The following is a 21,564-nucleotide window of genomic DNA, read 5'->3' on the forward strand; positions in this document are numbered from 1 at the left end:
ACCTGCGCCAAAAGCTTCATCTATCCGACGCACTTATCCTTTTCCGGCAGCCTCTTGGAGGCTGCCGGAAAAGGATAAGTAGAGACATTGATGCAATAACTCGCAACAAAAGCGTCATTCAGGGAAATATTTGCTCTACGATCAAATTTGCATTGCCTGGAAAATCATCAGGGAAAAGGGGATTATCAACTTGACGCGAAAGCAAATCATTCAGACAATTAACTATACTTCCTCGATAATGCCATACTTTAAATCTATTGGCTATCACCACCGTCCAGAGAGCCGGGTCTCGATTTGTGAGCCACATGCAATAGTCGCCGTTTACAGTAATACCCCAAGGGAACAATCCATTTACTTTTGGATATACAGAAAATGGGCCACCCCATTCGACAGGGATCACGTCATGCGCAGGGATACAGACACTGAGCTCCTTTGGCTGCCATGATCTTGGTATGTTCAACATTCGATCATTCCAGGCAGCGTCGCTAAAACAAGGATGGAAGACAGTCAAGAATTCATTGAAGACCAATTCCGGATAGCGCTCGGTCAGTGCTATATAATCCCGAGGAAATTTCAGTCCGTACTCTTGTCCCAATTCATTCCAGTCAGCAGCAGGCGCTTCCCGTAGTGGCGGACCAATCAATTGTTCAAGCTGTGCAAGGGTCGTCATAGGTAACAATCCCTCCTTCCACATTGGGGATGCAGGCATCTAGAAAGAATCCCTTTTCGCCGCTTGCGACAATATGAATCTTGTCGGGCATACGCTTAGCGAGGTCCTGCTCCTCTCCTTGTGAAGGTATGTCGGTGTAGACTGGGGCTACATAATAATAGAGATCCTCGCCATCCTTCACAGTATTGGCGACCTTGTCCTCTTCCGGGTCCATCAGTTCACGATTAGCGAGCTGGAACATTGTGACGAGGTTGCGCGCATCGGAGCCTGATCCCCCTAGCTGATTGCCCAAGAGGTGTCCGCGCGCCCACCTCCACTCCTTGGTGCCAGGGATGTACTCGTTCTTTGCGGGCCAGCCCGGTGGCTTAACATGCGCGCTCGCCGGAGTTCCCTCTGGCATGGGAAAACAAAGCTTCACCCTCATCCCGGTACGGCGTCCATATTGACCGATGTAGCCATAGTCCGGAACGTTGCACCCTTGAAGATTTCCACGCAATCCCGGGAGATTGTACGCTTGATACCAGACTCCCGTATTGCAAAAGCCAGAGCAGCGAGTTTCAACCAATGCAGCACCGCCATCATAAGTCAGCGACGCAATAGTACCGAAATTCGATTCCATTGTCGTGCCGGCAACGGAGTCAAATATGCCATTTGTGCCATCATAACGCCAAGCGGTTATAAACCTTCCATTGGCACTCAATGAACGCGCGTCAAAGACCCCATTTCCGCCCCCGACCGGGACACCGGGCACACCGGCGGCAGTGACCTTCTTAGTAAAAGCTGTGAAAGGGCCATTTTCAGGAGCCTGCGCCGAATAGGTAAGAGTTGTCCCGTCCGCAGAAATATGCGGCCAATGGAAGTTACTATAAGGTGTCTGATTATTTTTTATTACCCTGTAAGATATTTCAGTCTTCTGAATGCTGTGGTAATATATTTTTATTTCGTGCATGTAGGCTCTGGATTTTTGCAGCCATGTCGTGTAATCATAAACGACGGTATTCCCATCGCTTGACATATCTGAGAAGCCAAGAAAAGTTGAATCCGAAGATTCATCTTCACTGTAGTATCGTCGATCGACTATCTTGCTGGAACCGTTTCGTTCCGCCCGGATCAGCTGGCAGCAATCATTCGTGTTGGCATCCAGCCCTTCAATCTGGAGCAATACAATGTCGCCATCGCCGCTAATATTGCCGATCTCAGTCGGCGTCCAATCTGTGGTTCCATCATAGACAGTCCAGGTGTCTCCTTGGTCGATATCGATGACGATTGCATCAGTGGCCGGGTCGCGTCCTGATGGCGAGGAGCTGCCCCCCTCGGGCATGGTGATGTAGGCAGCGCGCTCGCCATCGCCTGTGATCGCGTAATTAAACCTTGGCACTATCGGTGCGGGCGTACGTCCATCTGCCCGACGTGATACCAGTTTAATTTCACCGGTGTCGATATCTTTACGAACAAGATAAAGAGAACTGCTGCCGATCTTGCGCGCTTCGGCGGGAATCAGATTGCTACTTGCCTTAACTGCAAAGAAGGCATAGCGACCGTCCCCGGATATTTTGGGATAATATGTTGTGCTATCCCGCTCACTATCTATATTACCGTTTGCATCGACTGTAAGAAGTCGAGCATCCCCCTGAGGGTTCAACCCCTTAGTCGGTGTTACAGTTACCGCTTGCGAAGGCGAGCTCACGGCTCGTTCGGTAGCTGCATACACCTGTATACTGTACGCTATTCCAGGCACCAGTTCAGGAATCAGAAGTCCTCGCTCGGACGGGCTCGTGTAGCCCGTAACCGCACGAGCTTCCTGATCGAGCGGCGTAGCAACCACCGCATATTGAGTGATACCGACCAACGTGTCCTTCGGTGGCTGCCAACTTACGTTTGCGGATAGCGGTCCACCAGCAGCCTTAATGTCTACTGGCGCGTTAGGCACATACGGATCAACTTCGACGGTGGCTTCCGCCGTCGGATCATCAACGTTGCTGGAATCTTCCCGGGTAGCCCGAATTACCGCACGGCCCCCCGCAGAAGCTACATACAGCCCGGTCTGATCGATAGAGCCGGGGCCTTCGATAACTTCCCACCGGACCGGACCGTCAGCAGCGTTATGAACGGTCACATTGAAATCGACAGATTTTCCTCGTCCGGTTGAGATATGGTCGGGCGTGATCGATATTCCCCGGAAGGGACCATCTGCGCTTTTTAGTGTGACATAGAAATCTTTCGACAGCGAAGCTGGTGTGCACTCGTCGAACCACGAGACGCAAGCCCGTATATCCGCTCCCGCACGCACAAACCACCAGGGGGTGGCGCTGGTGTCTGCTTTTGCCATCAAATAAGGATTAACCTGGGCACCTATTCCGAGGGTTCCCGCAACTGACACAAACTCCGCCCCCGTAAGTCCAAGACGAATAGATGCCGAGCCGTCTAGTTCAGGACGATCGGCAACGGTATTGTCTTCGAAGAGCGGTCCAGTCGTCCCCTTGGGACCAGAAAGGTTCGCCTCAACACCTGTCGTGATATCGGGCCTGCCTGAGAGTGTCACTGCGCCAGACGCGTCCGCATGCACAGTGGCCTTCAGTATATGTGTTACAACAATAGGTATACGGTTTCTACCAGCCTTGACGGTAGTCAGGAATTTTTGCTTACCGAGACCAAATTCCTTGCTCCAATTCTCTTGGCGGGCAGCATGCGCCCGGACGTGACCAGTGAGGCGACCCTGCAAAGCAACCCGCCCACTGATCGTACCACTGCGGATTTTCAAATTATAAACGAGCTTGGGGGCAATGGTGAGGTCTGCGTCAATACGGCCACTTTTACCGATGCTCTGATGAAGGGGAAAGTGCAGTGGAGGCCCAGCTGGAATTTCCCCATCACCACGCCGCTGCTGTTTTCCTGTCTGTCTTTGGGGACTGACTAGATCGGCGGCCCCCAGCGTCACTTGTCCACTGAAGTCACCGTCGGTGATCAGATCGGTTAGATGCCCAGGAACGGTCGCGATAGTGACGCGAGTACCCAAGTTGCTGATTCTGACGACCCGCCGGATCATGCCTTCAGGAGCGGCCTTAGTCGGCGGAATGATCACTATACGCCCTGAAGCGAGTTGAGTGACTTCCGCCGGTGGAGCATTAAAGATCAGAGTTCCGTCGTCTTCTGAGGAAACGAGCGTCTCTGCGGCCATGGGCGTAAGTTGCCACGCGTCGGCTTTGCTTCGGAATATGGCGCGGATTGGAGCACTGGTTTCACTGGCAGGACCAGTGCCATCAGAGTTGTTGGCACTGATATTGAAGGTGTACTCCGTGGCAGGATCAAGTCCAGTGACTGTGGTGCGGCAGCGTTCTTGCTGGACGCCACAACCCTGTTCGGTGACCGTTTTGCCACCAGGATTTACCGTGATGCGGTATTCGTTGATCGGTGATGCGCCAGGATCGGCAGGGGGGTGCCAACTCACCTCTACTTGACCATCGGCAGTGGCGGTGGTCTCCAAGTCGAATGGAGCCGACGGCGCTTGTCTTTCCTTGGGAACAAGATTGGCGACACGTGTGGCTTGACTGGTACCGACCCTGTTGATCGCCGTTAGTTGAATATTATAACTTTTACCGTTAGCAAGCCCAGTGAGGGAGGCTGTGGTGGCGTTGGCGGGCACATCGACTTGAGGCCCGTCCGGTTCCGCTGCCAGTTTGTAAGCCAAGATGGAGGCCCCACCGTCGCGGGCGGTCAGCCAGTGGATATCGATCCGGCCATCCCCGGTGACCGTACGCACAACAGTGGGCTGGAGAGGGACTTGCCCAGCACGAGGTGTAGCTTGCACCGGGATCGAGAAAGTGCCCTGACCGATACCGTTAATGGCGACGATGGTGAATGTGTAAGAAGTACCATTGTCCAAATCTCGGACCGTCGTCGCAGACACCTCACCAGCGATTTCCAGTATTCGAGCGCCAGGCTGTACCGTGATCCGATATTTTGCAACAGCCGCACCACCAGTCTGCGGTGGCGCCCATGCCAATGCGACCTCACCGTCGCGCGGTTCGGCACTGGTGATCAATGGTCGTCCGGGAACGGGAAGCGACTGTGGGGTAACCGCGTTAGACAGGTTTGACCATGCCGAGTCGCCGATATCATTAGTCGCTTTGACCCAAAAAGTATAGGTCCGTCCATTAGGAAGATCTGCGAACAGCGCTGTTGTTCCGGCTACGGTGACCGATTTAGAAATGGTGGGCTCTGTGACGGTGTAGCTGGTGACCGGGGAGGTGCCTGAGTCTGTAGGGGCGGCCCAGGTAACGCTTACGCTACCATCGGCGGCATTCGCAACGACTTGAGTGGGAGCGCCCGCTACACGTCCCACTTTGACCGCAACTGAAGGTTTCGAAGCGGCAGAGGTGCCAGCGGAATTAGTTGCGGTCACTGTGAAAGTGTAAGTCGTCCCATTGTTCAGCCCAGAAACAGTTGCCTGTGTCTGGGAACCAGCGACGCTGACCATCTTGCCACCGGGAGAGGACGTCACGGTATAACCGGTGATCGGTGAACTTCCCTCGGCGGATTTCTGCCACTTAACAGTAGCGCGCGCATCGTCAGGTTCAGCGGTGACGTCAGTTGGCGGCGTCGGCTTGACCGGTGCTGGTTTAGGAGTGATGGGCGCGGACGCGGAAGATGGGGCTGAGGTGCCCACAATGTTGGCAGCGGTCACCGTAAAGGTGTAGGCGGTGCCATTAGTCAAGGTGGCGAAGGTAGCTTGAAGCGTAGAGCCGTCGACGTTCGACTTAGCGCCGCCGGGATTGGCGGTAACGGTATATCTGGTAATTGGCGCCCCTCCATCAGAGGCTGGCTTCTGCCAAGTTACCGTAGCCGATGCATCTCCGGCCGTAGCAGTGACGCCAGTTGGCGGGCCTGGTGCTACAGAGATGGTGAAGTAGGTGAAGGTGTCGACCGACAGGGTGATCGCCGTAGTACCAGTGTTTTTGATGGTGAAGGTGCCATCGACACCAAGCTTTATGGGAATGAAGTTGGCCCAGTCGTCGTTGGCTTGGAAAGCGATGGACCCGCCATTGGGGACGTTGGTCTGCCCGGTGGGGTAGACGCGCAGCAAACCGCCAGCGGTGCTCTTGGCGGTGAGATTGATCCCCACCGCACCCACTCCGGTTCCTGGGACGCCTGCTTTGCCACGTGGTGCCACCGCGTAGGTTGCGCCGGCCGCGACCGTAGCGCTATTGACGATCCGAGTGGGTGTGACCGGGGTCTGAGTAGAAGCCGAAACCGCTGCGGTGGGAGCGGCGAAGTACCCAGTGATGTCGGCATACACCGTCAAAGGGGACGAGCCGACATTCTTGATTGAGATCTTCCCGTCACTACCGGGCGGCACGATCACCAAATTCGACACGAAAGTGGGAGGCCGATAGGTAATATTGGTGGAGGAGGGTGCCGTGCCACCGGAGGGAAACACCATCGCCCGCCCTGAGCCTTCACTTTTGACAACCAGCGAGAAGACGACCTGTCCAACATTGGAAGAGGGAATACCGCCGACCCCCATAGCAGCGAAGGTAGCGGTAGAGTTAGCCGCCACCGTCTGGTTGCCGATGATGCGCGCGGTGTCCAGCGGGACATAGTTGGAGCCAGTCGCGGTGCCCTCGGCGGTGAAGTACCCATGCACATCGGCGTACACCGCAGCCGCTACCGTGCCGGTGTTTTTAACCTTGATTTGGCCGTCGGTACCGACCTTGACTATCAGCAGATGGTCTTCAAACACACCCGACCGATAGCGGGTGCCGGTCACTCCCGGCGCCGCAGTCAACTCAGAGGGATAGGCCGTCAACGCGCCCGACCCGCCGGTGCCGTTGACAGTGAAATTCACCGCCACACTCGATATACCCGTCGCCGGGATTCCCCCGACCCCGGCAACCTTCACTATCGAAGTCGCACCAGCCGCAATCGAGACATTGCTGAGTAGACGAATCCGCAAGCCACCGGCGTACTGCCCCGTTCCCGCAGCCAAGCGCACCGGAGAGACGGTATTGAGCGTTGGCGTTCGTGAAGCGGAGGTAGTTGGTGATGGAGTTGCTCGGCGGACACCTGGCGTGCGAGGACGCGGTGAAACCGGAGAGGAAGACGACTTTGTGACGCGCGGTGTCGGGACTGAGGGAGTCGGTGAAGAGGCTCTCTGACCTTGCCGAGGGCTTGGGTTCGCAGGCTCGGCATGCGCAAGGTCCACCAGCGCCGAGGGCATTGACACCACCAGTGCTAGGCACAGTAGCAACCGCTTGAGCACGAGCCCTCCAGCCTTCGCAGCTACCGCGCCGAACACGCGGATCGAGCCTGGGCGGAAAGATCCGCTAGGACTCGCCAGAGGAACATATACACAAGATCACTGAGACGGGAAGACCTCCAGAAGGATCACCCGGTTTCTCCCGTCCGACAAGGTCATACATGCTCGTCCAGCACTGGCCACAAGTCAGATAGCAGCACCGAAGAGGACCGAGCTTAGAGTAACCAGACTGCTTCACACCGCCATCACCCGAAGGCTTTCCTCCCGTAGAAACGCCTACGTTGCCGAGGATTAACGGGTGTTGTCGTCTGGGTGAGGCCGGTGGCTGTCAGGCAGGCGTCGATGAGGTGGCTGTGGTGTTGGATCTTGCGGAGTCCGCGGCGCAGGGTGCGCATCAGGTGGTCGGGGTCGGTGAAGGTGGTGTTGGCCTGGCTGGAGCGATGTAGCAGTGACCAGATGCCCTCGACGGGGTTGAGGTCGGGGGCGTAGGTCGGCAGGTAGAACACGCTCAGCCAGTCACAGGCGTCGATGAAGGCACGGATCCGGGCGTCGCAATCCATGTTGAAGTGGCAACGACACTATTCTTCAAAGCTCAGTAACTTCGGCCAAACAGCGGTAGATCCGGCCGCCATCGCGCTGCGGCAGGTACGGGTGCGGGCGTGGATGATCGTCGTGTCGATCGGTCGGCGAACTCCGGTTCCTGGTACGGGGCGTGGGGGTCGAGGAGAGAGCCGTCGTCGCTACTCACTGGGGTGTCGTCTCGGTGCGGTCGGCGGGTGTGGGCCGGTGCACGGCGCTGCGGGCAACGATGGCGTCCTGGCCGGTCATCTCGGCGGACCGCGCTTCCAGCATGTCAGCGAGGCGCTGGTCCGCGCTGATCCAGCCGCGTTCGAAGTGGATCCACCAGCAGTTTCGAAAGTGCACGGCGTAGCCGATCGTCTGCCCGAACCTGCGGACGAGCCCGGCGTCGAGAGCGTCGTTCATCTCCGCGTGGCTGATGATCGTGCCTGCGGGGATCGCAGACTCTGTGCCCGGCTCTGCGGTCGGAGAGGGGGCGGTCGACGGGGCGGCGGTGGTGCGCTCGGGGAGCGTCATGATCGTCAGGGCTCCTTTACTTCTGGCGCATCTCGCGACCGTCGAGACCGATCTGTTGGGCGGGGGGTTCGAGGAGCGGCGCTTGGGCCTGGGGTACTTCGCGGCCAAGCGACCGCTGCTGGGTTTCCTGGCGAAGGGTCGAAGCCCGGGTGTGGTCGGTGACGACCGACAGGGTGACCTTCCCGGCGGTGAGCTCGTCGCGGGTGTGGTCGGCGAGGAGGTCGGCGCCGATCTCCACGGACGCGCCGGCCTCGACAGCCAGGGAGGCGAGCCGGTTGATCTGTCCGGCGCTTGCCGGACTCCCGCCTGAGTCGGTGATGGTGGCTGCGATGGGGAGTTCGCTCTGCTGGGAGCGGGTCATCTCCCAGGCCAGCGTGAGTTCCTCGATCGGTTCGCCATTCAGCTCGACGGTGACGATCGCGTGGTACAGATCCCGCCGCTCGTCGGCGGTGAACACCCCGGCGTCCAACCAGGGGCTGACCTCGGCGATGTAGGCGGGGTGCTGGATCAGGTCGGCGAGCAGCAGTTCCTCGCGCACCGCGCGGGGGTCCTCGGTGGTCTGGTCGACGTCGGCGACGGTGAGAGGTGCGTTGAAGGCCGCGTTGAATCGGATGTAGTGGCCGGCGAGAGCGTGCGCGAGCTCGTCCAGGTGGTCGAGCTGGGGGTCGACACCCCGGACCTCGCCCGCTTCCCGGGTGATCCGTTCGGCATGGACGGCGAACTCGCGATACAGGCCCGCTTCTTGGATCATCCGGCCGTAGTGGGCGATGGACGCGATATCCGGGCTGTTGAGTGCGAGGCCGGTCAGCCGGTCGAGGGTGATGTCCGGCTGGTTGGCCAGAAAGACGATCTGTTCGGCCAAGGCGATGCCGCGCAAGGCCGGTTCGTTGACGCGCAGGTCAACGAGCTCGGCGAAGATCGCCTGATGGTCGGGGTCGTCGAAGTGGCTGGGGCGCAGATAGGGAGCGTCAGCCACAAGGGCCGGGTTGTGGATGAGCGCGCCCAGCAGCGCTTCTTCCGTGCGGTGAACAAGGGATGTCATCGAGGGAAACCTCCTGTCGTCGTGGGGCCTGCCTAGAAAGGAGGGTCCGAACTGCCGTTGCGGTGAATGGTCGGCTGGGCTGCCTCCGGTCTGCGCCTGCCGGTGCGGCCATCGGCGTTGTTCACCGTGGGGCTTCGAGGGTGATCGGCCGGTCGGCGGGCGCTTGCTGGGCGTGCTGGTGAGCGACGTGCGACGCACCGAGTTCCTGGGTCCGTTCCGCTTGGATCGGCGGTGGGCCCTCGTAGCGGAGGTCGGGAGTGTAGGGGCCGGGGTAGAGGGAGGGGTACAGAGCTCGGACCGGTGCGGGGAGCACCATGGGGGGCTCGGTCATCGTCAGTTCTTCCAACATGACCCGGGCGAACTCGACGCCGTTGAACTTGCCCATCGACGCATGCGCGAGGTATCGGATGTAGCCGTCCTCGTTCAGGTCGAAGCTGTTCAGGTTCAGCCCAGTGCTGGGCAGCTCCCATGCAGGATCAGCGGCCACGCGCTCGGCCAGGGCGTCGCGGGCGACGTTGACGTCCTCGACCAGCGTCGGGCCGAAGCCTCCTGCGGGGAGTTCGGCGAGCTGGTCCGCGGCGAGGATCGCCTGGTAGATATCGCGTCTGTTCGGCGTGGTGAACGCCTCGGCCGGAAGCCATTCGGCAACCTCGCGCGCCAACTCCGGATCTTTGATCAGGGCGGTGAGGACGAATTCCTGAATCCGGGTGGGTCCGTCCTGGCCGTTCGGGTCGCTCAACGCCCGGAAGTGTGAAATCCGCTCGGGGAGCGGGCCGCCGTTTCGTGCTTGCGCGAAGGCGATCAGGTCGTCGGCGTCTCGCGCGAGGAAGATGGGCTCGGTGTAGTGAAACGCCATGCCGAGCAGCCTCTCCGCACGGACCGCAGGGTCGTCGACGGCCGCGACGATCGCGTTCACCAGGTCTGTGCCGCGCAGCTCGGGATCGACGGCTCGTGCTTGAACCAGCGCGCCGAGGATCGCGACGTGGTCAGGAACGAGGATCCCTTCATCGGACAGCAGCCGCTCTCTCACGGGGAGCGGGATGTCCTCAAGCCGGTCGGGGTCGTAAATGAGCGCTCCGAGGATCCCTTCCTCGACCGTGTGTGCCCAGACTTTCATCGGCTCTCCCCGTTCTCCTGGTCGGTGGTGCGATCAGTGCGGACTCTGTTGACGCTGCGGTCGGCAAGGCGGAGGGCTTCGGCGCGCTGATCGAGCCAGCGGTGCGCTTCCAGGTCGATGACCCGCAGCCAACCGCCGTCCTTGTGCGCCCACCAAGACCCGTCGTAGTGGACAAGCTCGCTCACGGCTTGGCTCATCGGCGTTGCCGTCCCAGTGGCGACGTGGCCGGTCATCGTGGTCGTGGTCAGGTACAGGTAGCTGTCGCGGCGAGGTGCTGAGGCCACTTCCGTGGCGGTCTCCTGGCCAGTGCTCTCCTGGTCGGTGAGCAGTTCAGACGGGATACCGGCGCAGTGGTCGGCACCGGTCCAACGCTCTTGAAGGCCGTGATCGCTGTGTGCGGGGCTGGTGGATCCCCGGTGGCCGGCGCGGCAGCCGTTGGCGTAGAAGGTCGCTGCCGCGGTCATCGTCTGGCGGAGCTCGGCGTGCCAGTATCGAGCCGCCTGCCCGGTGGACCCGGCCACCGCGTAGATCTCAACCCGCCAGGCGCGCAGGGCCCGGAGTTCCTCGATCATGCCGGGGTGCTGCGCCCAGCAGCGAGGCAGGCGTTCTTCCACGTCAAGCTCATACCGGTCGTGGAGCCAGGTCACCCAGGCGCACAGCTGCGCCCATTCGGCATCGCGTTCGTCGGCGATCAGGGTGTGCCACTCGGCGAGCACCGGCTTCTTCGGTCCCTCAGCCTGGGCCTGGTTGTCGGCCTGGGCCTGGGCTTTGCGATGGGCGCGCAGCCTCCACATTGTTTTGGAGGCGGAGTGGTGTCCTGCGGTCAGGGACGGCTTGATCCGCGGCACCGACGGGGAGAGCAACTCATCGTCGTAGGATCCGGGCTCGGAGTCGGGGTCGGTGTGGTTCATCCCGTCGCCGCCGTCTCCGGGCTCTCTGGGAGTTCGAGCCCGTGCCCGTTGATCATCATGCGGGCCTTCGCGGCGGACGCGGCGTAGATCTCCTTGTCCGGGCCCTCGTAGTGGCGAAGCATCCGGACGACCACCGCCGGCGTCGACGACTCGATGATCAGTGCTTCGCGTTTGGTCTTGTCCAGGGTGCGGATCGCGTCCACGCTCATGGTGCGGCGGTCGTGGAGCGTGGATTGGACGGTGTGCTGCCCGCCGGACCCGTACTGGTAAGTGGTGAGCATCTCCCGGTATTCGCCGGCCAGGCGGGAGAAGTCCTCCAGTTCATCCCCCGCCAGACCGGCCATGGCAATCTTGACGGTGGCGGCCTTCCACAGCATCGCGGCCCCATAGGGCCCAAATCTCGCCTCGGCTTGGGAGCGGTTCTGCAGGACGCCGACGAAGAACATCCCAGAGCCCCCGGAGAAGCTCATGAGGTCGGGAGTGTGGGGGTTGGGCAGGGTGTTGGCCATCTCGTCGATGATCTTCATGACGGGTGGGTCGGCTCGGCCGCCGGGGAACGTCGCGGCGTGCTTCATGAACGCCTCTTGGAAGGCATCGTCGAACGCCGTCATGAGCGGGGCGAGCGCGCGGGCGTCCTGCTCGCTGATCAACAGGTAGAGGGTGCCGCGCTTTTCGATGAACTCCTGGAAATCGAGGGTGTTGGCGTGGCCCGGCGGCACGAAGGTCTTGCGGACGGTCGGTGACAGCAGCGGGGCCAGCGCCGTCAAGGCGGTGCTCCACAGGTTGGAGCGGGTCTCTCCCGGCTGCCGGTAGAGGGCGTCCATCATCCCCGCGGTGCCCATGGCGGCTTTGGGGTGGTCGCGGAGGATCTTGACGGCTTGGTCGTTGCGCTCGTCGAGAGCCCATTCGAGCATGTAGTCCGCCGGGCCCTTGCCGTCACTCATCGCGGCGAGATCCATGAGAGCGGCGGCGTGCAGCCAGCCCGCCACCAGATTGGTGGCCGTCATGCCGAAGAACGCCCCGTTGCCCGTGTCGCCGGCTCCCTCGCCCTTGCCTACGGTGACCATGATGTCGGCGCGGCGGCGGGCCCGGTCGAAGTCTTCACACCCCGAGGTCGGCGACCAGCGGACCATGGTGGGCCAATTGATCATGCCGGTCGGTGCCATCACCCACACCGGCCGGCCGTCGGTCGCGCGGGTCCCCCAGGTCGCTTCCAGCACGTCCGACCGCAGGCTCACCACGAAGGCGGCGCCGGGCCAGTGGTGGATCCAGGGGATGACGACCTGGCTGGTCTTGCCCGTGCGCGGGGCGGCGAGCAGCAGCACGGACGCCTCGGCGGAGACGGCCAGTGCCTGCCCGGTGTGGCGGGCGCGTCCGATCCGGACGCCGACGTCCTCGACCGGGAAGTCGGTCCCCTTGACGCTGGGCCGGATGGACTCTCCTGCGACAAGGGCGGCCTTGACGGTGAGGGTCTTGTCGAGTTGTTCGGCCGAGGCGAACCCGCGGACCGAGGTGGAGCGGGCCTTCCGCCGCATCAGGTGGGTCGCCGCGGCGGCGATCGCGGTGAGCACCAGCAGCGCGGTGACACCGAATCCGAACAGGCCGGGAAGAGAGGATCGGGTGTCGGCTGGCCAGGCTTGCCGGGGATCGCTCAGGTGGCGCGGGAGCTGTCCGAGGATCGACAGGCCCGTGCCGATGGGGACCTGCGGCCAGGTCCAGCAGAACAGAAGACCGGCGAGCTGGCCGATCAGCCAGGTGCCGATCATTCCCAGGCCGCCGAGCGTGACCAGGCCGACGATGAGATAATCGCTGGGCCCGTCGAGGAAGCTCCTCCTGACGACGGTTTCGTTGTCCTTCATGATCAAACGGCCATGCGTTCGTTGGTCCAGTAAAGGTGCCGTTCCTCCTGCGTCAGCACCGTTTGCACCACATGGGAGGCGGTGCGGCCGATCTTCCAGATCGCGCGGCCGAGCTGTTCGCCGGACCAGGAGGCGATGTGGCGGCATTCGGTGTCGGTCAGGCCGATCGCATCGCGCGTCATCGCCAGTGGTCCGGTGTCTTGGCGGAGGCAGATCCGCACGTCGCAGCTCGCGATGAGGTTGCGGGCGATGGCGACTTCGGCGGAGCCTTCGGGGCCGACGGCTTCAAAGTCGGCGAGGCGGTGGGTGGCCAGGACCTGCATGGTGCCCTGGGCTCGGGACAGGCGAAGGTCGGAGTCGACTTTGCGGATCATGGCGGGGATCCGCATCGCCCGCCACAGCTCGTCCCGCACGACCAGGCGGACCGGGCCGCCGGGTTCGTCGATCGCGGCCTGTCCCCAAGAGGAGACGCACGCGAGCGTCATCGCGACGGTCTCGTCCCCGCGGCCGTCGATCCGTGACAGGTCCACCGTCTGGATCGGCGCGTCGAAGTCGAGCCGGACGCTGGTGGGGGCGTCGAACAGGCCGCTGAGTGATCCCTGCACCATGTTGCCGAGGGCGTCGCAGGCGGGCCGGATCATCTCCCGGAGTTCGGTGATGTCCTCCCCTCGGATCCGGAGCTCTTCGGCCATCTGCGGGAGCGGGTCGCGCAGGAGCTGCCAGATCTGCGGGATCGTCGGGTCGGTCAGCGTGGTCGCGGCCGTGGCCTGGCCGCTCGCGTACTTGATCGCGAGGCTGATCGCGGCTTCCTCGGTCGGTGACAGGTCGCGGCCGAGCCGCATGACCAGCAGTGAGGACAGCAAGGTGATGCGGCGGCGGTGGATCTCCTCCATCCGCTCACGCAGCTGCTCGGGGTCGGACGGCAGGTTGGCGCCCAGCGGACCGGAGTCCAGCGGATTGAGCCGGGTGCCGAGCCCGGGTCCAAGTTCAACCGGCTCGACGCCGAACGCCCGCGCCAGCGGCGCGTACTCGTTCTTGATGTCACCGAGGATGAACGCCTTCACCCCATAGGCCGACAGCCGCGTGATCAGCGCCTTGATCGTGGCGGACTTGCCCGCCCCAGGCACACCGGTGATCAGCATGTTGGGGTTGGTGATCAGCCCTCGGTGCAGCCACTCGATGGGGTGGCAGGCGAACGCCGACCCGTTGAGGCAGTCGACACCTATATATGCGCCCACCGGCGGCATCGACGCGCCGTGCAGCCACGGGTACAGGCCCTGCACCTGGCCGGTGGAACCGCGGAAGACCGGGACCGACGGGATGTGGGGCGCGCGGCCGGCGAAGGCACGAGAGTACCCGCGGCGAGGCGGGACCGGGTCGCGGTGCTCCCTGGTCTGACCGGAGGGACGCCGCTTGGGCTTCTTGGGCGCGGGCGTCGTCCCCAGGAAATCGGCCAGGTCGAGGGAGTTCAGCTCGATGCGGTCGTTACGGCGAAATCCCATGATCAGTACCTCTTCTTCGGCAGGCCCATGCCGAGCGGGAGAGCGGCGAGCGCGAAGCCGACGTCCTGGGCCATCCACATGCGGCGGATCTCGATGCGGGCCTGGGCGGCGCTGCTCTCCAGCGCGGCGCAGGCGTTCTCCAGGTCGGCCAGGTCGGTGACGGTCACGGTCGCGTAGGCGGAAAAGCGGACCAGGCCGTGGCCGGCGGCGCGTTCCCGGTCCTGGGCGCGGGCCTGCTCCAAGGCCATCTGCTCGTGCTCGGGGACGATCTGGCCGGACTTCTTGCGCATGCTGACCGCCACGTGCCGGGCGGTCCGCTCGCGCATCACCTCGCTCTCGGCCTTGCGGGGGCTGAGCGGTTCGATGTGGATGGAGATCGAACGCCGGTGGTGGATGCCCTCGCCCAGCAGCGGAGCCAGCGCGGTGGAGAAGATCTCGTGCTCGGGCCACTGCCCGATCCAGTAGGAGACCGAGTAGGCGCCGTCGTGCTGGTAGTGGCCACGGTGCGCTTCAGCAGCGGCGGGCCCGGCCATGGTCGGCGGCACGCCCGGGACATTGGTCCCCTCGGCGCCCATCGCGCGGGTGGTGGCGGCGTTGGCGCGCTGTTCGGCCAGGACGCGGGAGGAGTGCGGGTCGAACGCGGTCCGCAGCACTTCGGCGAGGTCGCGCGGCGACAGCCAGGACTCGATCTGCAGGTCGGCGCCGGTGATCGCGGAGCTGAGCGCGTGGATCTGGCGGACCAGGACGACGGAGGCCCCCGCCGCACCGCCCCCGGCCGCCTTGATCGCCGACGCCGCCCGCCGCTTGTCGAGGGTGAAGGCCAAGAACGCCTCCCGCTCGCTCGTGGCCAGCGTGGAGTTCTGCAGCAGGGTCTTGGTGATCTCGGCTGCGGCCTCGGGCGCGGAGTCCGACAGGTGGTCGTCATGCCAGCGGCGCAGAGCCGCCCCGGATTCGGGGACCAGCCGCTGGAGCGCCTGCACACGGACGATCGGGTTGCCCTCGGTGCACAATCCGCTGAGCAGTGCTCCCCATCCGGCGACACGCTGATCCCGCCGGGACTGGTCCACCAAGGCGATGCCGGGGTAGCGGATGCGCGCGACCGCCGTGAACGTCCCGTCGAGCTCGTGCTGGGCGATCGCCATCGGTTCGAGGTTGCCGTCGACCACCTCACGGATCGTCAGCGGGGCCAGGATGCCCGGCAGGTCGAGCCTGGGCTTGACGCCGCGCTTCTTCGAGCGGGGGGTGAAAGCGGCACCGAGGTACTTGTGGCGGTCGCTCAGCCGGAGACCGCCGTAGGAGATCGCGGCGACCAGCCATTCATCGACGGTGCGGCCCGCCACCCGCAGGTAGGCCAGCACCGCCAACAGCGCGGCGATCGGCCACAGAACGATCCCCTGCCGGGGCGCCGACATCGAGAGCGGCCAGATTCCCAGGAGGACGGCGGCACCGAGCATGATCGCCCTTTGCCCGGACAAGCCCCAGATGAAGTTCACTTTCTCCAGCTGCCACCCGAAATAGGTTCGGGCGGCGGGGGCTGCGCTTTCGCTGTTCGTGGTCACTGGTCACCGTCCTTGGATTCGGGGAGAGGAGATTCGTCGATCGACTGGTTTCGGGGCCTGGAGGGCGGCCCCGGCTGCCCAGCCGGGGCCGGGTCGTCGTGGACGGTCCGGTGCTGCAGAGGCGAGGGGTCTGCGGGCTCCGGCGGGCTACTGTCCGGATCGGGAGCCGCCTCCGCCGGAGGCGCGTCGGGCACCTCGGCCTGGAGCGCCCCCTCCTCGGGAGGCGACGCCGGTCGGCCGTGCGGGGTGCCTTCGACGTTGCCGCCGTCCTCCTGCCCGCCGTCATCACCGCTACCGCCACCGCCACCGCCACCGCGGCTGTGGCGGTAGCGGTCGGCGTTGACCGGCATGCCCGCGGCGTACTGGGCGCTGCGGCCTTGCATCCCGGCGTGGGCGGCCATCTGGTCCATGCCGCCGGCGAGGGAGTTGATCGCTTTCTGGCCTGTCTTGGCCGCGAGGATCGCGATGCCCGCCACACCGGCGGCAGCTCCGGCACCCGCGCTGGCTCCACCTGCTGCGGCGCCGCCCTTTGCTCCGGCGCCCGTGCCGGCCGCGTTGCCGCCGGCCTTGGCGAACCCGCCGCCCTCTCCGGCGAACTGGGCCATGGTGCGGCCTTCGGCTGCCTGGGAGAACTGGTCAGGGCTGGTGCCGACCGGGCCGCCGCCACTGGATTTGCCGCTGTCGGCGTTCTGTCCTGCGGCGAACCCGAGAAGCGATCCGAGTCCGCTCGCGCCGCCGACCTGGACCGAGGCGAAGGCGAAGAACCGGGCGACGGCGGGCCAGGAGAAGGCCGCCATTGCCAGGATGAGCATTCCGGCCAGGAGCCCTTGCAGATCCTTGCTCTCGCCTGTCATCCCGAAGCCCAAGGCGAAGACCAGCGCGATGATCGGCTTGAGGACCATGAGCTGCCCGGCGGCGACGGCCGTCTTGGTCCACCATTGCCGGGTACCTTCGTGGACCTGTCCGGCCGCGGCGATCGGAGAGGTCGCGATCAGCACGAGGATCGCGGCGTTGCGCAACAACAGCTCGAACCACAGCACAAGGGTCAGCAGGATGCCGACCACGGCCAGGATCAGCAGCAAAGCGCCGGCCCCGCTGACCTGGCTGCTGTCCGTCCAGTTGATCACACCGGCGATCTTCGCGGTGAGTGCTCTGGTGCTGCCGAAGGTGCGGTTGATGATGAAGTCGGTCAGCTCGTCGGACGCCTTCAGAGCCGCGGTGGACACGGTGACCGTGAGCATGATCGCCAGTGCCGCTCGCAGCAGGCCCACCAGCCCGGTCGCCAGCCCGGAACCGTCGTGGGTGACGACGGTGCGGATGATCTGCCCCAGAAGCAGAAAGCAGGCGACCAGTGCGGCGATGCCGAGGCTGGTGAGGTAGACGTTCTTGACGCCGGGCGCGGAAAGGTCAGGTCCGTCGATCTTGGCGAAAGCCTTGGCGAACGACTCCAGCAGGGTGTTGGCGGCGGTCACGAAATTCTTGACCACCTGCTCAAAGGCGCTGCTGGCGAGCCCTTTGAGGCCGTCACCGATCGCCCCCGTGACGTCAGGGACACAGTCCGCAGGATTGATGGGGCAGGCCAAAGCACACTCCGGTGAGTGAGACGTTGATCAGGGAAGGGGGGTGCCGGAGAGCGCGGCTAGGAATTGAGGGGCTGCCAGCCCTTGGACAGGGCGTCGTCTGATCCGGGCGTGGCCATCAGCGGCGCGTAGTCCCCGGCCAGGTTCTGAGCGGGCAGCTTCCAGTCGTCGCCGACCCAGCGGATCTTGGTCGGGAAGAGCATCACCCTGGTAGCCAGCTGCTGGCCGGGCTTGCTCGTGGCGTAGTAGCCCAGGAGCAGGACGTCCATGGAGTCCGGCTGGACCGACCTGACCTGGTACATCAGGGGCGTGAACAGGACGTCGGCGCCGTCGGGGACGGGACCGGTGGCCGGGAGGCCAAGGAGCGCGCGGGTCTTGCCCCGGCCGTCCTGGATCTCCGGCACGGCGGTCGTCCACGCGGGGTCGGCGATCAACTTGATCAGCGTCGTGGCGCGGTCGACGTCGAGAGTGGAGGACAGCTGGCTCCAGTAGTAGACCGCCGCTGAGACAGCTCCGACCGGGGTGTGCGGGTACCCGACGGCGACGTCGCCGACCTGCCGGGTTCCCGGGAGCGTGCGCAGTGGCCCCACCTGGCCGGGAATCGTTCCCGCCTGGCCGATGCCCGTGACCGGGCCCGGCGACTCGGACGCGACCGGCGCCCGCGGGGCCGAGGGCGCCTTCGGCTCGCGCATGACCTGGACCACCAAGCCCACCGCGCCCAGACCGCCGATCCCGACGGCGGCGATGACCAGGTAGAGCAGGATCGGCCGGCGGCGGCGCATGAACGTGTTGCTCACGAGGTCTCCGCTCAGGTCGAGGCGCCGAAGACGGTGTTGACCATCGGGATCGCGATCGTGGAGGCGACGACGCCGATGAGCGAGTACACGAAGGCCCTCTTGCCCTTCTCAGCGGCGCCGGGCCGGTCGGAGATCGTGCCGAAGGCGATCAGGCCGCCGGAGGCCACGGCCACGACGCCGCAAGCGATCAAGACGCCCCACTTGGTGTAGCTCAGCAGGAGGTTGATGCCCTGGCTGCCGCCCGTGGGGTCGACGGGGGCAGGGTTCGGGATGTCCGCGGGCAGGGCTGCGACGACCTGTGCGAGGTGCGGGAAGGAGAGGGAGAGCGACACGGTGACTCCTCAGGGGTTGAGGTCGCATAGCCTGGAGCTTTGCGGCTGGGCCGATACGGCGCTCCAAAGGCACTGACCTGCACGTCTTCCACAGAAGACGGCGTGTCGCATGGTTATATGGGACAAATCGGGCAGGCGTCAACTGTGGGCTTCAAGACCGGCCCCGAAAGTCCAACTTGCTAAACCAGAGAAGCCAATGCATGCTTTGGCCGAGTTCCGGTCCCCGACGACGCACCCGGTGGAGGCGTTAACCGCATGACCGATGGCGATCCCGGCACACTCGGCCGTCGCCTCGACCACCTGTTCAAGACCGTCCACCCGCGCGATCGCGGCCCGTACTCCCTGCGGGAAGCCGCGACCCTCATCAACGAACAGGCCGGCGAGCAGGTCATCTCCCCTGCCTACCTCGGCGCGCTCCGCTCCGGGGACAAGCGGACACCGAGCCTCAGGAGGCTTGAACCGATCGCCGCCTTCTTCGGGGTGAAGCTTGAGTACTTCACCGACGACGAGGTGGCGGAGCGGACCAACGCCCAGCTTGAGCTCCTGCGGGCGCTGCGCGACAGCGGCGTGCAGCGACTGGCCCTGCGTGCCGTCGGACTGTCGGAGGGCAGCCTTGAAGCGCTCATCGGCATGGTCGACAACGCGCGCCGGCTCGAAGGTCTTCCGGTCGAAGACCAGGACACCTCTTCCGGGCCTGGCGAATAACCTTCGAGCGCGGTGAATAAATCCTCACCTGCTCTCAGGCCCGACAGCTAAGGTGTTTCGCCGAGGTCCAACCCGCCGCGACCTGTTTTTCTGGCCGGATCACCCGGTTTGCACCCTTACCCTCCCTTGACGCCTGAGGGCAGCTTCCCGCTCTGACCTGCGAGGAAGTGACTAGAACAGATTCGCTCGGGGGACGGCATGGGTGAAGAGGAGCGTTTGCGGGCTCGGTGCGAAGAACGTTTGGCGACCCTTCCCCTCCCCCGACCCTTCACCGTGGAAGCCTTTGGGAAGATCGTCTCGGCCGAGCGCGGCAAGCCCCTCTACCTGCTTCCCATGCCCGAGAAGGCCCGCTCCGCCCTGAAGATCTTCGGGGTGGCGATCTCCGTCCCCGAACTCGACGTGGTCGCCTACGATCCCACCGCCAGCCCGCTTCACCGCGACGGGATCATCCTCCACGAAATCTCCCACCTACTCCTGGATCACCGGTCGGAGACCGTGGTCGATGTCGACCTCCTGTCCCTGCTGGCCCCCGATGTCGATCTTTGCGGAAGCGGAATCCGGACGATGCTCTTCCGCGGTCTCTACGACTCCCGCCAGGAGAATGAAGCCGAACTGCTGGCCAGCCTGATCCTGGAGAAGGCCAGCGACGCCGAGCCCGCCCACGAGAACTCTCCGATGAGCCAGCTCGCCGACATCCTCCGCCCGCCGGTCCGTACCAGGAGAGCCAAGCCCACGCGCCGCCTTTCCGGCTGGCCGGCCTTCCGCAAGAAAAGCGCCTGACCATGCTCGTGGTTGCGGCTCTCTGGCTGGCCATCATCTGGCGCCTGCCGTCGGCGATCCGCCATCCGGGACGGCTGCGCCTCTGGTTCGTCTACGCCAGCCAAGCCATCGCCCTCACCTCCGGCTTTCCGCCCGTGATGGACGCCATGTCCAGGTGGCAGGGCCTTCCCGGGCCCGCCCACCTGGTGAAATACCTCCTTGGGATCATCGCGTGCTGGGCGTCCCTCAACTGGCTGGCGGGGACCGATTTCCCGGTACGGTCTCGCTGGCTGGCGCACAGGCACCTCGCCACGCTCGCCTTCGGCGTGCTCCTCACAGCGATCTTCGTTGCGATCGAGACCACCCCTAAGACCGAGTTCGCCTTGCGGGCCGCCGAATCGCCCCTGGTCGTGGCCTACCTCCTGATCTTCGATGGCTGCCTCGCGCTGACCCTCGTCGTCGGCGCGGCCATCTACCGCTCCTCCGCTCGGATGGCGTCAGATGCCTGCGTCCGCGCAGGACTGTGGCTGCTGTACGTCCACAACATCCTTGGAACGATCTACGCGCTGACAGACAGCGGCGTTCTCACCGTCGACTTCCTGAGCAGGAACTCTGACACCACCCCCGCCTGGGCATATCCCACCATTGCGCTCTTCTCCAACAGTGCCGTGCTGCTCGCCCTGGTGGGCCTAGCCATCCCCCCTGCGGGACAAACGGTGGCCCGGCTCCGCGACCGCTACCGGCTTATCGCGCTACGCCCGATCTGGCACCGCCTGACCAGCCACGCGCCCGAGGTCGTCCACCTCGGCCGGCCCCGGCTCCGCGACGACCTCACCCGTCCCGATCTCAAGATGGGACTGCTCCGCCGCACGCTCGAACTCCATGACGCGCGGCTCCTCCTTCGCAGCCGGCTCAGCCCGCAAGAACTCCAGACGATCACCGACAGCCTCCAGGCCAGTGGCCTGGAAGACGCCGAACTGGCCAGCGCGGTGGACGCCGCCACCCTCCGCGTCGGCATCGCAGCCCTCGCCCAAGGACGCAATCACGATCAGCAGCTCCTGGCCCCCGCCGCCGGTGGCCAAGACCTGCACTCCGACGTCCGCCTGTTCCTCGCCATCCGCCGAGCCGACCGGTCTCCAGCCGTCGCAGAGGCCGCACGCCGTCTTCTCCAGAAGGACTCTTAGCCCTTTCCGGCCGAGTCCGTAGCCCTGAGTTGACAGAAGCCAAACAGGACAATACGGTCACCACACTTGTCTTCCCTAGAAGACATGCTCTCTGAGCTGCTCTTTCTCGACGCCCACGGCGTCTTTCGTTCCCCCTGACCAAGGGATGTCTATGCGCTTGTACTCATGCTGCCCGAAATCCGGTGGCCTCCGATGA

Annotated in this window: 16 protein-coding genes; 3 read left to right on the forward strand and 13 right to left on the reverse strand. The window is 63.9% G+C overall.

Going from position 1 to position 21,564, the window contains the following annotated elements; translation table 11 throughout:
* Nucleotides 1-118: 118 nt before the first annotated feature.
* The 13 genes from AH6_RS44065 to AH6_RS25380 form a co-directional block, all read right to left on the reverse strand.
* On the reverse strand, nt 119-670 hold the full coding sequence (locus AH6_RS44065; RefSeq protein ID WP_157431710.1) for an SMI1/KNR4 family protein: 552 nt from the start codon (nt 668-670) through the stop codon (nt 119-121).
* Nucleotides 648-6,662 carry a fibronectin type III domain-containing protein gene (locus AH6_RS44070; protein WP_169807904.1) on the reverse strand — a complete coding sequence of 2,005 codons (6,015 nt, stop codon included), beginning with the start codon at nt 6,660-6,662 and terminating at the stop codon, nt 648-650. Before AH6_RS44070 ends, AH6_RS44065 begins: the two co-directional genes overlap by 23 nt.
* A 509-nt stretch (nt 6,663-7,171) precedes the next feature.
* On the reverse strand, nt 7,172-7,486 hold the full coding sequence (locus AH6_RS25330; protein WP_067484251.1) for a transposase: 315 nt from the start codon (nt 7,484-7,486) through the stop codon (nt 7,172-7,174).
* A gap of 184 nt (nt 7,487-7,670) precedes the next feature.
* Nucleotides 7,671-8,021: a hypothetical protein gene (locus AH6_RS25335; RefSeq protein ID WP_067484254.1), complete on the reverse strand. Its 351-nt coding sequence runs from the start codon at nt 8,019-8,021 to the stop codon at nt 7,671-7,673.
* A gap of 16 nt (nt 8,022-8,037) precedes the next feature.
* Nucleotides 8,038-9,063 (reverse strand): DnaB-like helicase N-terminal domain-containing protein, encoded by a 1,026-nt coding sequence (locus AH6_RS25340; protein ID WP_067484258.1) that lies wholly within the window; start codon nt 9,061-9,063, stop codon nt 8,038-8,040.
* Nucleotides 9,064-9,184: 121 nt separating this feature from the next.
* Nucleotides 9,185-10,180 (reverse strand): DnaB-like helicase N-terminal domain-containing protein, encoded by a 996-nt coding sequence (locus AH6_RS25345; RefSeq protein WP_067484261.1) that lies wholly within the window; start codon nt 10,178-10,180, stop codon nt 9,185-9,187.
* Entirely contained in the window at nt 10,177-11,091 is a 915-nt protein-coding gene (locus tag AH6_RS25350; protein ID WP_067484264.1) for a hypothetical protein, read from the reverse strand. The genes AH6_RS25345 and AH6_RS25350 overlap by 4 nt, the downstream gene beginning before the upstream one ends.
* Complete coding sequence (locus tag AH6_RS25355) at nt 11,088-12,950, reverse strand: type IV secretory system conjugative DNA transfer family protein (protein ID WP_067484267.1); 1,863 nt, start codon at nt 12,948-12,950, stop codon at nt 11,088-11,090. The genes AH6_RS25350 and AH6_RS25355 overlap by 4 nt, the downstream gene beginning before the upstream one ends.
* Nucleotides 12,951-12,952: 2 nt before the next feature.
* Complete coding sequence (locus AH6_RS25360) at nt 12,953-14,452, reverse strand: VirB4 family type IV secretion system protein (RefSeq protein WP_067484270.1); 1,500 nt, start codon at nt 14,450-14,452, stop codon at nt 12,953-12,955.
* Between the two features lie 2 nt (nt 14,453-14,454).
* Nucleotides 14,455-16,011 carry an SCO6880 family protein gene (locus AH6_RS25365; protein WP_067484273.1) on the reverse strand — a complete coding sequence of 519 codons (1,557 nt, stop codon included), beginning with the start codon at nt 16,009-16,011 and terminating at the stop codon, nt 14,455-14,457.
* Nucleotides 16,008-17,594, reverse strand: coding sequence for a hypothetical protein (locus AH6_RS25370; protein ID WP_157431712.1), 1,587 nt, complete (start codon nt 17,592-17,594; stop codon nt 16,008-16,010). Before AH6_RS25370 ends, AH6_RS25365 begins: the two co-directional genes overlap by 4 nt.
* A 56-nt stretch (nt 17,595-17,650) precedes the next feature.
* Complete coding sequence (locus AH6_RS25375) at nt 17,651-18,388, reverse strand: DUF8175 domain-containg protein (protein ID WP_067484279.1); 738 nt, start codon at nt 18,386-18,388, stop codon at nt 17,651-17,653.
* 11 nt (nt 18,389-18,399) lie between these two features.
* Nucleotides 18,400-18,720, reverse strand: a complete 321-nt coding sequence (locus AH6_RS25380) for a hypothetical protein (protein ID WP_067484282.1) — start codon at nt 18,718-18,720, stop codon at nt 18,400-18,402.
* 255 nt (nt 18,721-18,975) lie between these two features.
* On the opposite strand from AH6_RS25380, the gene AH6_RS25385 reads away from it, so the two are divergent.
* The 3 genes from AH6_RS25385 (at nt 18,976) to AH6_RS25395 (ending at nt 21,368) form a co-directional block, all read left to right on the forward strand.
* On the forward strand, nt 18,976-19,425 hold the full coding sequence (locus AH6_RS25385) for a helix-turn-helix domain-containing protein (protein WP_067484285.1): 450 nt from the start codon (nt 18,976-18,978) through the stop codon (nt 19,423-19,425).
* Between the two features lie 198 nt (nt 19,426-19,623).
* On the forward strand, nt 19,624-20,205 hold the full coding sequence (locus AH6_RS25390; protein ID WP_157431713.1) for a hypothetical protein: 582 nt from the start codon (nt 19,624-19,626) through the stop codon (nt 20,203-20,205).
* 2 nt (nt 20,206-20,207) lie between these two features.
* A complete protein-coding gene (locus AH6_RS25395; protein ID WP_067484291.1) occupies nt 20,208-21,368 on the forward strand; it encodes an MAB_1171c family putative transporter in 1,161 nt (386 codons plus the stop codon).
* Nucleotides 21,369-21,564: the final 196 nt, after the last annotated feature.

The sequence above is a fragment of the Actinomadura hibisca NBRC 15177 genome (assembly GCF_001552635.1).
GTDB classification, from domain to species: Bacteria; Actinomycetota; Actinomycetes; order Streptosporangiales; family Streptosporangiaceae; genus Spirillospora; species Spirillospora hibisca.